The sequence below is a fragment of the Reichenbachiella sp. genome, from assembly GCF_039944555.1.
In the GTDB taxonomy this organism is placed as follows: domain Bacteria; phylum Bacteroidota; class Bacteroidia; order Cytophagales; family Cyclobacteriaceae; genus Reichenbachiella.
Genome location: NZ_JBDUYN010000007.1, coordinates 1,125,113 through 1,138,120, shown reverse-complemented (window position 1 = coordinate 1,138,120; position 13,008 = coordinate 1,125,113). Strand labels below are relative to the sequence as shown.

13 protein-coding genes are annotated in these 13,008 nt (G+C 39.3%); 2 read left to right on the top strand and 11 right to left on the bottom strand.

Annotated features, from left to right (window positions below; all coding sequences use genetic code 11):
- Positions 1 to 160 precede the first annotated feature (160 nt).
- The 8 genes from ABJD64_RS13440 to ABJD64_RS13405 form a co-directional block, all read right to left on the bottom strand.
- The gene (locus ABJD64_RS13440; RefSeq protein ID WP_348179407.1) at positions 161 to 604 is read right to left on the bottom strand and encodes a hypothetical protein; all 444 of its coding nucleotides are present in this window, start codon (positions 602 to 604) and stop codon (positions 161 to 163) included.
- A 135-nt stretch (positions 605 to 739) separates the two neighbouring features.
- The gene (locus ABJD64_RS13435; protein ID WP_348179406.1) at positions 740 to 1,834 is read right to left on the bottom strand and encodes a hypothetical protein; all 1,095 of its coding nucleotides are present in this window, start codon (positions 1,832 to 1,834) and stop codon (positions 740 to 742) included.
- 55 nt (positions 1,835 to 1,889) lie between these two features.
- Positions 1,890 to 2,555, bottom strand: coding sequence for a transposase (locus ABJD64_RS13430; protein ID WP_348179405.1), 666 nt, complete (start codon positions 2,553 to 2,555; stop codon positions 1,890 to 1,892).
- Positions 2,556 to 2,663: 108 nt separating this feature from the next.
- Positions 2,664 to 3,248, bottom strand: coding sequence for a transposase (locus tag ABJD64_RS13425; protein WP_348179404.1), 585 nt, complete (start codon positions 3,246 to 3,248; stop codon positions 2,664 to 2,666).
- 412 nt (positions 3,249 to 3,660) lie between these two features.
- Complete coding sequence (locus ABJD64_RS13420; RefSeq protein WP_348179403.1) at positions 3,661 to 4,641, bottom strand: hypothetical protein; 981 nt, start codon at positions 4,639 to 4,641, stop codon at positions 3,661 to 3,663.
- A 210-nt stretch (positions 4,642 to 4,851) separates the two neighbouring features.
- Entirely contained in the window at positions 4,852 to 6,060 is a 1,209-nt protein-coding gene (locus tag ABJD64_RS13415; RefSeq protein ID WP_348179402.1) for a DUF4365 domain-containing protein, read from the bottom strand.
- Between the two features lie 259 nt (positions 6,061 to 6,319).
- Positions 6,320 to 7,003, bottom strand: a complete 684-nt coding sequence (locus ABJD64_RS13410) for an SH3 domain-containing protein (RefSeq protein ID WP_348179401.1) — start codon at positions 7,001 to 7,003, stop codon at positions 6,320 to 6,322.
- A 69-nt stretch (positions 7,004 to 7,072) separates the two neighbouring features.
- On the bottom strand, positions 7,073 to 7,927 hold the full coding sequence (locus ABJD64_RS13405; RefSeq protein ID WP_348179400.1) for a tyrosine-type recombinase/integrase: 855 nt from the start codon (positions 7,925 to 7,927) through the stop codon (positions 7,073 to 7,075).
- Positions 7,928 to 8,158: 231 nt separating this feature from the next.
- Between ABJD64_RS13405 and ABJD64_RS13400 the strand changes: the two genes are divergently transcribed.
- Positions 8,159 to 9,856, top strand: a complete 1,698-nt coding sequence (locus tag ABJD64_RS13400; RefSeq protein ID WP_348179399.1) for a pseudouridine synthase — start codon at positions 8,159 to 8,161, stop codon at positions 9,854 to 9,856.
- A 158-nt stretch (positions 9,857 to 10,014) separates the two neighbouring features.
- A complete protein-coding gene (locus ABJD64_RS13395) occupies positions 10,015 to 10,938 on the top strand; it encodes a CPBP family intramembrane glutamic endopeptidase (RefSeq protein ID WP_348179398.1) in 924 nt (307 codons plus the stop codon).
- Here ABJD64_RS13395 and ABJD64_RS13390 read toward each other — a convergent pair.
- The 3 genes from ABJD64_RS13390 to ABJD64_RS13380 are packed head-to-tail and all read right to left on the bottom strand — an operon-like array spanning position 10,916 to position 12,790.
- Positions 10,916 to 11,695: a GNAT family N-acetyltransferase gene (locus ABJD64_RS13390; RefSeq protein ID WP_348179397.1), complete on the bottom strand. Its 780-nt coding sequence runs from the start codon at positions 11,693 to 11,695 to the stop codon at positions 10,916 to 10,918. The genes ABJD64_RS13395 and ABJD64_RS13390 overlap by 23 nt on opposite strands.
- Positions 11,692 to 12,141, bottom strand: coding sequence for a DMT family transporter (locus ABJD64_RS13385; protein WP_348179396.1), 450 nt, complete (start codon positions 12,139 to 12,141; stop codon positions 11,692 to 11,694). Before ABJD64_RS13385 ends, ABJD64_RS13390 begins: the two co-directional genes overlap by 4 nt.
- Positions 12,142 to 12,190: 49 nt before the next feature.
- Positions 12,191 to 12,790, bottom strand: coding sequence for a Crp/Fnr family transcriptional regulator (locus ABJD64_RS13380; protein ID WP_348179395.1), 600 nt, complete (start codon positions 12,788 to 12,790; stop codon positions 12,191 to 12,193).
- Positions 12,791 to 13,008: the final 218 nt, after the last annotated feature.

The following is a 13,008-nucleotide window of genomic DNA, read 5'->3' as shown; positions in this document are numbered from 1 at the left end:
TCTGTTTAGCCATTAGCCCAGATTTAGACCGCCAAGGAAACCACGAATGCGTTATCGGTATTCTAGAGATTCCGCGAGGAGCGGCGGTGAATCTTCTGGCATTGATTCGGAAAGCTCGCAAGGGCATTCGTGCCTACACCATGTTATCTGTATTTTAAAATTACGATTTAGAAATTATGTATAAAATTACAGGAATTATAATAGCCAATGTCATTAGAAGAATAGATGCTTTTTCAAATGAAGTCCAAGAACCCCAAGGGTTGGAAATGATGTTTGAAAATTGGAATTGGAATAGCTTTTTTTTCGGTTTTGCATTCGCAATGCTCGTTGCTTTTACGCTTTCAAGATTTTTAGGGTCGAGTTCATCAAATCGGTAAAGTTGAGGTTTTTGATTATGCATACTAACACCGACAGATTTATCATGAATTCCAGCTTCTTCGAATTCAGAATGTATGTTAGGTCGTTTGTATAGCTGTACTGGCGGTTCAAGATATTCAACTATTTCCCAATCATTACGGGTGTCTTTGAATTCAGGCGAATCTATCCAGAACTTCCATTTAACGTCTCTTGGTTTGCCAGTTAGTTTGCTCTTAATTCTAATCATAAAAGTAATTACAGATAACGTCCCAGCTAAACTCCGTAAGCTTGAACTTTGTAAATATTTCTATGACTATGGTTTTGCAGAAGTCTTAGTAAACACCTCGTTAGCTTATGGAGTTTGAGCATCTGTTATGATCTTTTATTTGCTTTTCAAGGCGGAAATTTCCTTCTTCATTTTGATGATTTCCTTATTTTGTTCTATGAGATATAGTGTCAGTTCTTCTATCTTTTGAAGCAATTTAGCATCCATTTCTCCGAGATTGATTCCGTTCTTTGTTACCTCAACTTCACTGGGAATTTCTGGTAAATGACCTTTTTCAGCTATGTGTTTTTCCACTTCTTCAAGAGTTCGAAGTTCATAGCCTTTATAGAATACAAAGTCTGACCAGCCACTAGCCTCTACTTTGATTTCTCTTGCTCCGATAGAACCTCCAACCGCAAGTTTATGATTACCTGTCGAAGTTGTTGCTATCGCAACTGGCGCACTAGGGAATTCTATCAGATTTCCATCGAAGTTGAAGTTCATGAATGTACTTGCCGAGGTTGGAGAAGAAAATTTCAATAATCTCAGATTGTGCGTGCTAGAAGTTCCATAGTCAATTAGCCATTTGGTATTCTCTTGATGTTTAAATGATATGGCATTGTATGGGTCACCACCATTGGAGTTTAGAATTATGCTTCCATCTATTCGGTTGTTACCTGACACATGCAGTTTTTCTTCTGGTGCGGAGTTACCGATACCAAGGAATCCATTATCCAATAGGGACATTTTACTACTTCCATCAATCTGAAAGCCCAGCTTTGATGTTGACCCTCCTCCGGTGTAATTGATGTAGCTATTTCCATCACTGCTTGAGTGTATAGATAGAAATCTATTTTGGTCAGTTGATGTTCTCAATCCTCCAAATACATCTAGTGTAGAACTTGGTGAATTTGTTCCTATTCCAATTTTTCCATTTTGAACGATAAAATCTCCTCCTGACTTAAATCTGTAATTCGCGTTATTATCCTGCTTAATCTTTAGCCCATCACTTTCGATTTGAAAATGATAGATTTGATTTGGAGAATAATGAGTGTCTTTAAGAGTTAGCAAAGAGCTTCTCCAAGTACTTGTTTCAATTAGTAAACTTCCACTTTTGATTTCAGCATTTCCTGTTGATGGAAAAGAGTTTGTCTGACCCCAACTTGTAAAGCTTATCAATGATACAACTATCAGTAATAGGTTCTTTTTCATATTTCTAAATTTTGAGTTCGGTGAGCAATCGTAAGTAACGTTTTTTAAAAGCTGCCTAAATTGGTTTTAAAGCAGGTTTTAGTTCGTTGATTTTGGAGTCCAATTTAGCAATTTGTTTTTGGAGTTCACGGACTTTTCTTTTCCGTTTTTGATCGAGGTACTCGTAGATTGAAGGTGGTTGGTATTGTTGATGGTCATGTAGCATCTTCCAAATGATGACTGCTAGTTTTCGAGCAGTTGCTGAGATAGCAGATGCTCGTCCTTTTCGATAGGCGATTCGAGTAAAGAAGTTGGACAGATGAGTGTCTTTTAATCTACCGACGACATTGGCGGTTTGCCGGAGTGCTATTTTGAGTCGATTGCTACCTTTGGGTGTACGACTGTGGAGTATTTTTCCTCCTGATATTTTGTTATTAGGAGATAGCCTTAGCCATGAAGCAAAGTGTTGAGCCGAAGGAAATTGTTGTATTCCCTGTTCTCCAAGCTCACTCATGATTGTCAATGCTAAACCGTGACTAAATCCTTCGATGGCATAGAGGTCAAGTCCATCAAAAAACTGATAGGATATCAAGTTCAAGTCTATGTTCTTAGGAGTGTTTTTGTTGATCTTCTTATGGACTTTTGGGTCTATATGAAGTGACTTTTTGGTTTGATCCTGATCTATCCAATCATTGAGCATGCGTTTGATTTGCTCATCACACTCTATGATCAGCTTTTGCATGTATTGATATTGGTCATATTCTTGTTTAAGAGCAAATAGATAATCCTCTCTACCATTACTTTGTAAACCTTTCGCTATCTCTTCGGCTGATTTTCTGCAATTGGCATGTCAGAGGGCTGCTAATTTGTGTGCATCTGTTTCTCCATTACAAACTTGATCTATTATTTTAAGTCCTGTGAGTCCTACAATATCATTAACCACTACGTCCAATCTCAAATTCATGAGTCGAAGATTTTGAGACATTCTCTTCACAGATTTAGCGGCATTGTGAATCAGGTTGTGTCTGTGTCTACATAGGGTTCTGAGTTGTTCTGTGTGGTGGTCGGGTAAAAAACTGCCTCTCAACAATCCTAAAGTGTGAAGTTTTTGTATCCAAATACAATCGAGTACATCGGTCTTCTTACCTTGGATGTTTTTAGTGAATTTCCCATTGACGAGTACAACTTCAATTCCCTGTTGTTCTAGTTCAGTGTAGAGGTTCTGCCAATAACTGCCTGTAGACTCCATTGCTACTGTTTTGATATTGCTTTCGATCAACCATTTAGCCAAATTGTTGAGGTCTTTAGAATACACGCCAAATTCTTTTACATCGTCTTTGTTTTGATTGATTGCCACAAAATGCGAACGACTGCCTACATCAATACCAGCTGCATTTGGGTTGATGATTTCCATACTTACTTTTGATTTTGCCATCTTTTTAAGATTTAGTAAAACAAATGGCCCTTAGAGTATGTATATACAGTAAGTAAATATCGTAAACGAGGTATCCCAAAGGATCCTTCAATGTAATCGTAAGTAACGTTTTCTTAAATGTTCGAAATTAAGCTTTAAAAGCACTTTTTATCAAGTTTTCAATTTCGGTAAAAGCTTCTAAAAAACGTTACCTATGGTAATTATTTTCCCGCCCGAAAAAGGACGAATTGAATATAACGCCGAGATATGGTGTCGTGGCGTTTTATATTTTCTTTGTTTCGGATACTAATATAGCCGAATCTGTGATTCGACTCATACAATTTTTTTTTCTCATGAGTCGCATCGCAGAATCGACGGGGCTTGCAAATTCCTCCAGCGCTTCCATTTCCGCTAAACCGCCATGTATCTCATATCAAATGTTACCAGCTTTTTTGTATTTGATTATTGTAGAATCTCCCCTGTGTCTTTCCAATAGGGTTAGTTCATCCGAAGTTAACTCTATAATTTCCATTGGCGTTCTTGGATTCCAGAATGGTTTGCTAGGTGAAGGGGTGTTTGCAAAATGAATAACTGTGCCTTCATTGTTCAATTCAAAAACGTAATTTCTTATTTTACCGAAACGCTGCATTTTGATAGAGTCAGTCGTTATATACAATGTTTGTGCTGTATCAAGTTTACTAATTAATGGTAATTTAGGTTCACGATCATACTCCAACCATTTGCCGATAAATTCTGATTTTGTTCTTTGCGCTATTAGGCTTTTAAAGGTAGCCAAGTCCTGTCCCTTATTTGTTAGCGCAACGATTGAGTCATTTCGCTTGATCAGAGGGATTTTAGGAAAAAACCAATCGGTAGTGTTCAAAAAATCGAAATCCTTATAAGTCGTAATACTCCAATTCGAAAATGAATGATAGCCTCCATCAAATAAAATTGTATCATTCACGAAATCTAACTTGTGATAGAATTCACCATTTAGTACTTCAAATCCTTTACCTACAAGATCCTTTTGGTTAACTCTAACTCCCTTTAAAGGGGTCAATTTTTTAGCAACAGAAATTTCTTCAGAACCGTCAATTGAAAACGCAATACTGTCAAGGGTTATTGAATGAAAAATAAGGTTTATAGTATCATTAGATGCTATGATCCTAATTGTTGAATCCCTTACCTCGTAATAATTATCTTCAATAATTATAGTATCAATCAGACCTGATTCAGTATTTCCGATTTGAACGAAAAAGAGAGAATCAGATGAGAAATCCAATAGTGTTGTCCCATGAGAATAAAGGACTTTACTTTTATTAACGGTGTAATCCATTTCCCAGATTCCGTCCAATTTCATGTTGGATTGGCAGCCAAAGGCTATAAGTAAGAATAAGGGTATGATTTTTCTCATTTAGTTCAGTCGATTGCTGCTAACGCCACTGTATCAAGCGTGGCGTGTGATTTAGTTTGATTTTCGGCTACAAGATAGCCATATCTCTGATTTGCGCTATCCCTTTTTGATTCCATAGTGCTAATCAGAGATATGGCGGGGCTTCCAGAATGCAGAGAACTTTCATTCACAGCTAAACCGCCATGAATTGATACAGAATGTTACCAGCTTTTATTTTACTTTCTTTAATTCATAATCATAATGGTTGATTTTTGGCGCTACTAATTTAAGGTAGTAACCAATTTGCTGTATTTGATTGTTTTCATTTTGGTTAGGGTCTGATATTACTATCCAAATGTTATGTACTAAAGCTGCCGCTTCCCTTATAAGTTGATCAAGTTCCTCGCATTCCAAAGGTGGGAATCCATCTTCCAATGGATTACTTATTAGAAGCTCGAATTCAGCCTCTTTGGATAATATAAAACCCTCAATTTCATTGAAGTCTTTGTTTTCTTCGAATCGTCCGAAGCTAGAAATCAAATCATTGTACAAGTTTTTAATAGAAACGAATAATTCAGTTGCCTTATCCAAATAATCTCCTTTGGAGAATTCATTTTCATTAATCATTTTGGAAATAGCATCAGAATGAGTGTCCCATTTTAGTTCTATTTGTTCTACTATTTCATCTGCTTCGAAAAGATCAAGTTTGAATTTGCAATTTTCATCATTCCATACTGCTCTACAAAATGTTAGTCCTCTGTTAACCTGTTGAATGCTATCGTAAAAAAACAACATTACAACCTCTGCTTCTTTACCTTCAAATTGTTCCTTAGTAATACTATTTCTGTGATAGTCACTTTGCTTGAAATTATCGATAATCTCAGGAATCATTTTCTTCATAGCGAGTCGACTTTTTGCATGAGTACTTTCGACTAAAATACTTACTTCAACTCTTCTGGCACCCGCGTGAGAACCGTCTCCAACATGCATGACAACATAATGATTGGGGTTATGGTAGATCTTTTTCAAATCTTCTTTAGATCTATCCAATAATTGAGTCTTGGGAATTTCCATCCACCAAGCCTTTTCGGTTTTAACAGTATTTGAAGGAGTTACCAACTGCCAGAAAACGCTATTAAAATTAGGCTCGTATATCAAGATTATTACAGGGAGAGATTGACTCAACCAATATTCCAAATGCTTGTTCTTACCTCTATAGATATAACCTGTTTCCGTTGGTTCTTTAAAGTAACTGCTGCCGCTTTTAATCTGAACTGCAAAAATTTGCCCCGTTGGAATTCCTTCATTTACAATTTCGACGTGCATATCAATTCCTACATCAGATATTGGTTGTTCTCTTTCAATCCAACCGAATTGTTCTAAAAATATCAATGCTGATCGGTGTAATCCTATTCTTTCTAATGGGTCAAAAAGTTTCATTTGATTCGGTTAGTGAGCATTGCTGGTAACGCTTGTGTAGGACGATGTGCCCTCACAGCTTGATTAAAGCAGAAAGATAACCGATCCTCGCACTACCACAAAAGTCAGTTTAGCCATTAACCTAAGTGTTGGACTGCTGCGGAAACTACGAATGCGTTCTCGGTATTCTAAAGATTCCGCGTGGAGCGGCGGTGCTTATTCTGGCATTGTTTCGAAAAGCTCGCAAGGGCATTCGTGCCTACACCTTGTTATCAACTTTTCAAGGGATAATTATTACTCGTTTCAGATATTGCCCATCCTTGAATATCCATACAGCATCGTAACCTCCAGCACCGTCACTATTTTCAGCCATCGTTATGTAGATAGTTTCATCAATGTTTTTGAAGATACTTGTTGCTCCTAGGTTGTTTTCATAAAGATCTGAGTAGGCACTTTTGGGAATGTTCGTAGTTGTACCGTCTATTTTGAATATGAATGTTGAGATTTGAGTTGATGGGTAGTTACCGTCAACGCCATACGGACTTGTTCCGTCAATCTTAATAATCCACTTGTCATCCTGCAGTTCATATTCATGATCAGACTTCTTAAAGTCCGAGCGTCCAATTGTAAACTCGTATTTTTTGTCTTTGATAGTTAATAGGCCAGACTTGTATTCCCGTTCACCAATTGGTTGAAGTTCAGATATTCGTCTCACTCTACTTGAATGGATATACCCTTCAAGGTAGTTGTTCTCAATAAGGTAGATAAAGAACCAATCGTTATCTGAATCTTCAATATAAAAAATCTCATTGTCCTGAATCTTAGCAACTATTTCGAAGTTCGTTCCAGGTCCTTTTCGAACATTAGTGTATCGATCTGGATCGTTAATTACTCCGTACCATTGTTGACCGAAACATAAGTTGGAAGCAAAAACTATGAGTATTATAAGGATTGTTTTATTCATGAACCAATATTGCTGATAACAATTGTATAACACACATTAATGTGTGTTATCTACGTTTCAAATATACGATTAAAACATAAAGTCCAAGGGACTCTTTACATCGTCCATGTTATGGGAATTTACATGAGTATAGAGTTCAGTCGTTTTACTGCTTGTATGACCTAATAAAACTTGAATATATCTTAGGTTTGTCCCGCTTTCCAATAAATGTGTGGCAAAACTATGCCTGAGTGTGTGAGGGACTACTTTTTTGCGAAGACCGGCTTTTTTGACACTTCTTTCTAATACTTTTCTCACGCTGGTTTGAGAATACTTGGTTTTATCCGGTCCTTCGAAGAGATATACACTCGGTTTATATGCCTTGTAGTACTCCCTAAGCAATGCCAAAAGATTTGGAGAGAGAACAGTAATTCGATCTTTTGCTCCCTTACCTGCTCTAATCCAAATTCGCATATGTTCTGAATCAATGTCGGCAATCATTAAGTCTATCATTTCTCCAATCCTCAAACCAGCACTGTACATGGTTGTAAGCATCGCTCTATGCTTCACGTTGGTAGTTGATTTCAGGATTCTTTGTACCTCAGGCAAACTCAGCACTATCGGTAGTTTTAACCTTTTTTTCGGCCTTTTCAAGTCATATGTCTCACGATTCTGCCCTATTACATGTTCCAGATAAAATTTGATTGCGTTGATACTTTGATTTTGATAAGAAGCGGATACTTTATTTTTTATGATTAATTCGTGATGGTAGTTCTCAATCAAGGACTTTGAAATCTCCTGGAGGGGCTTTGGATTCAAGTAGGATAAGAATTTTTTAAACATCATTAGATACGTGCGCTGAGTGGAAGTGCTATACCTTAAAATTTGAAGCTTAATCTGAAAAGCCTCGATGGCAGATTGATAAGAAGAATGAATTGTCGTCATAAGGCAAAGTGGTCATTTCCTTCGTCTATAGCCATAACCAAACATTTATAATCGTTTGTAATTGGTTATAGTCGTTTGTAGTCGATTCTTATATTAATTACTGTCGCAAAGGCTCGAGATAATTACACCTTCTTATCGATATTCAGGATGAGAAATTAGAGAAGCAGATTTATCATGTAGATCAAGGCACTAGGTGTCCAAGTTGCATATTTACCCCTACCTTTGCCATTCATGAGTGAGCAGGTGACCATAAAGAATCGATATTTTACGCAATTCGAGAAGTCTATCGAAGGTGTCGCGTTGCCCGATAACTTCACCTATCCCTTCTTTTATGAGCCGCATCCTTTGTGCCTACTGGCGGCCGAACAGTTGCAGGATTATCTTCAAAATCAAACCGAGTGGCAGCATGATTTTGGGATTGATCACTTTGTAGATGGCGTGAATGTAGGGAAGATGTTTGGGGTGTTGCTGGTGCAAAATGACGAAGGCGAAACAGGATTTTTATCCGCATTTTCAGGGAAACTGGCAGGAAAACATCATCAACCAGGCTTTGTGCCTCCGGTGGTAGACTATTTAGTCGTAGATAGCTTTTTCCGCAAAGGGGAAAAGGAAATAGAAAAGCTGACCGCCGCGATGGAAACTCTGGAAAAATCTAAAGAGTATACCGAACTGCAGGCTGATAATCGGAAACAAAAGTTGCTGGCAGAAAGAGAGCTGAATGCTTCAAAAATAGCGCTAAAAGCGGCAAAAAAGACACGCAAAGCCAGGAGAGAAGAGGCACAGCAAAATTTGAATGTCACGGAGTATGAAAAGCTTGTGGAGGATTTGAAGGCTGAAAGTCTGGAAATCCACTACAAAGACAAGGACCTCAATAGACACTGGAAAGCCCAGATAAAAAACAGTGATCAGTCTCTGCATACTTACCAGCAGCAGGTCGATTCCTTAAAAGCAAAAAGAAGACAACTATCGGCAAATTTACAGCAGCAGCTTTTTGATCAATATGAGTTTTTGAATATTGATGCAGATAGGAGAGATGTTTGCGATATTTTCAAAAACACGCCATTCAAAATTCCACCGGCGGGTGCCGGAGACTGTGCTTTACCGAAGTTGTTGCAGTACGCTTTTTTGCATGACATGAGACCATTGGCCATGGCAGAGTTTTGGTGGGGGCAGTCGCCCAATTCTGAAATTCGTAAGCATGGCTATTTCTACCCCTCATGTAAAGGCAAGTGTGAACCCATTTTAGCTCACATGCTGAAGGGAATGAGGGTGGATGAGAGTCCGATGCTTAGTGTATCTACAGAGGAAAAGAAATTGGAGGTTGTTTATGAAGATGAGCACCTGTTGGTTGTGAACAAGCCTCACGAGTTTTTATCCGTGCCGGGCAAGAGCAATGCGGATTCTGTGCTGGCACGAATGGAGCAGCAATACCCTAAGGCCACAGGTCCTTTGTTGGTGCATCGTTTGGACCGAGCTACATCAGGACTGCTCCTGGTGGCCAAGACCAAAGAAGTACATAAAGCACTGCAGACCCAATTCCTAAAGCGTACGATAAAGAAAAGGTATATCGCTTTGCTGGAAGGAGAGATCGCTGGGAACGAAGGCACAATTGATTTACCTCTACGCCCAGATATAGAAGACAGACCGCGTCAGCTGGTTTGTCATGTGCATGGAAAAAGGGCTTTGACCCAATGGAAAGTGATGAATAGAATCAACAATCGAACGCTGGTACATCTTTGGCCATTGACCGGTCGAACGCACCAGTTGCGGATGCATGCAGCGCATTCAAAGGGACTCAACACGCCCATGGTAGGAGATGATCTCTATGGCAAAACGGACAGCCGACTTCATTTACAGGCTGCAGAGTTGGCGTTCGAACACCCTGTCACTGAGGAACAAATGAAGTTTGACTTGCCTCCGGAATTTTAGTACCAGCTGATGATCGGTTGTGATGTCCTTAACAGGTATTAAAATCTTCTCTAAAGTTAGGTTTGCCGCTCGGTAGCCATTTTTAACCGCTAATGAAGTCTTTGAGCCAGGGTAAGGTGATAGTCAGTAATTTAGGATTGATTCAAAACACCACCATAATGAAGAAACTCTTTTTCAACTCAAATCAAAAGGTCCGAATCATTTGGAAATTTTTTCTTTTCCTCCTGGTACTGATCTTGATTTCAGCGCCATTGCAGATAGGATTGAGGGAGGTGTTGGACAAAGGTCTGATGCGTGGAAATCTGTCAGCATTAATCAATGTGTGCGCTGTGGTTGGCAGTTTGTACGTACTCATCAAGTACATCGAAAGGTCTTCTTTTGAAAAATTCGGATTGAAAATTGAAGGCACCTGGATGACTGAATTTGGGTTTGGCTGCATGATCGCTGTGGTTCAGTTATCCCTTTTTTTTCTAGCCATGCGGCTAACAGGCAACCTGGTTATTCAGGATTATTTTACAGTGAGTTCTCCTGACTTCACTTTTATCCAGGGGTTTATATCTGAGTTGTTTAGACAAGTCACGGTCGGGTTTGCTGAAGAAATCGAATTTAGGGCTTTTTTATTCTATATCGTTTATGAAACCCTGAACGGCTTCAAGAAGGACCGGGCAAAGAATGCCATTATTGCCTGCCTGTTGGTTTCACCTCTTTTTGGCCTGGCACATTTCTCCAACGATGGAGCCACCATTTTTTCCACTATAAACCTGGGCCTGGATGCCATGATGATAGCCTTGCCATTTATGATTACTGGTCGATTGGCGATCTCGATAGGTATGCATTTTTCATGGAATGCCATGCAGGGCGCCATATTCGGATTTGCCAATAGCGGTCACATTGCCAAAGCTTCTATTATTAGCTCAACTATGCTTGACAATCTATGGACGGGAGGCGATTTTGGACCTGAGGGAAGCGTCCTGCTTTTGGTCATGGATGCACTTGCAGTTCTGCTAATCATTTTTTGGAAAAAGCATAAAAAATACGATAGCTGGGTTCACGCAAATATTATTCTGAACGACGGACAATAAATCCGGTGTTTGAATGAGCAATAGGTCTATAAGGCGCTTCGTCCAAAAGATAGCTCTGGATCAAAAAATCTTCTGTAAAGCCTAATTTCAAATACAATCCCTTACCTAAATCCGAGGCTTGCAAAGTAGCCAAACTGGATCCAAGCTTTATTCCCTCGTTGAGTAGATGAAACATGATCTTCTCTGCATATCCCTTTCTTCTCATCTCAGGCAGGACACCAATAGAATGGATTCCAGCAATCTGATTCGTTTTGTGGAGTATTCCAGTTCCCACTGGCACTGAGCCTTCATCATACAGGTATACAGTTGTGTTTTTTACATCTGTCAGTAGTTTTGGATGAATATGATAGCCAAATGCCTGTTTGAAACGGTCGCTCCATACTTCAGCGTCCTGAGGATTTTGGACCAACCTAACGGTTAATTGATGCTCGGGAAAGGACTGTGCTGAGAGGGGTAACGACATACCAATTTGAGAAGATTTAAGCTTTAGTCCGGCCTTCTTGGCAAAAGCAGTTTGATCACCATTTTGCCCCCAAAGAGGTACGGTAAGTGGAATGCCCATATGCATGAGATGCAGGCGTACCTGGTCCGGGTTGATGTCTTCTAGAGGTTTATTGAACCATAACCTGTTGGGCCAGCCAGAGTCCTTTATTAAGGCACAGTCAAAATGGAGCCGGGAACGATAGGCTGCATAGGGCTCACTGACGGTCTGCCAAAGTGAGGTTAGGTTGTTGATGTTCTCTTGTATGATATTCATTTCAAATTTATGAGTAATATCCCTGAACCCATGGCTAGAATGCCCATTGCTCTTTTTAGTGTGATTGGCTCAATAGGAAGCCCAAACCATCCGAAATGCCCTGCCAGGACCGAAAAAAATAGCTGACCACAAAGTCCCAGAGAGATCATGGTAGACACGCCTAATTTGGGAATGGTATAATAATACAAGCTAACTCCTAATACACTAAATAGCCCACCCGCAAACCAAAGATAAATAGGTATCGCTCTGATTTGTTCTCCTGAAGGATAGCTTTTCACCCCTGCCAGTACCAGCAGTAATGCAAAACATAAGCTAAAGAAAAAGGCTGTAACTGTAGCCAGGAGCGGATGCTTAAGTAACATGCCAAGCTGCGTATTGAGTCCACCCTGAATGGTGAGCAACACACCTGCAACAAAGGCGAGAAATGAGATAAAAAACTGATTCATGAGACAAAACTAGCCTTCGCTTTCGTCCTTTGCATTTACATATGTTGATTCAGGAAGATTTTTTTAATTCTTTTCTGATCCGACTCAGCTGTGTAGGCGTGATACCCAAGTGGGCGGCAACATGTTTTTGCTTAACTCGATCTATGATACCAGGATTTTGTTCGAGAAAAGTCAGGTATCGCTGCGTGGCGTGTTGCGTAGCCATGGCTAATTCGTTTTTTTCTTTCGCTATTACCCAGCGCTTTTCAGTATAGGAGATGTAGAAATTTTTCAAATCCTCTCTTTCATTGATCAACTGACGATATTTTTTATAATCGATATTGATCAATGTGGTATCCTCCAGCATCTCAATAGTCAGGTAGGAGGGAGCTTCTTCCAGCAGGGAAACCATCGAAGCTGGAAAATGGCCTTCAGAGAATATATTTTTGTTGTAATGATTACCATCGTGATCGGTAAAGTAGGTTCGAGCCATGCCCTGGCAGATAAAATGGATATGCTTAGCCTGTTGCCCCGCCCGAAGAAGTAATTCTCCGATTTTATAGTTTTTGATTTGTCCTATTGCCTGAAATTTCAGCCAAGTTTCATTTGATATCGGTGCATAACTTTCCAATGCCTTATGTAAAAATGACCAGCAGTTTTCAGTATCCATAGATGTCCTTATTTTTTGAAAAAGACGGCCATATCAGGTTTGAGGTTTTATAACTAAGAAACATTTCCGGAGTATTTGAAATGGTAAGGGCAGAAACTACTATCTAAAAAGAGATTGAACTCTGCCATCAATTGATGGTCTCGTCCGTTCGAGTAAATCCTGAATGGTATTCATAAGTTTCTATTAAATTGGAGAATTAGTTTCGACAACAATCGATG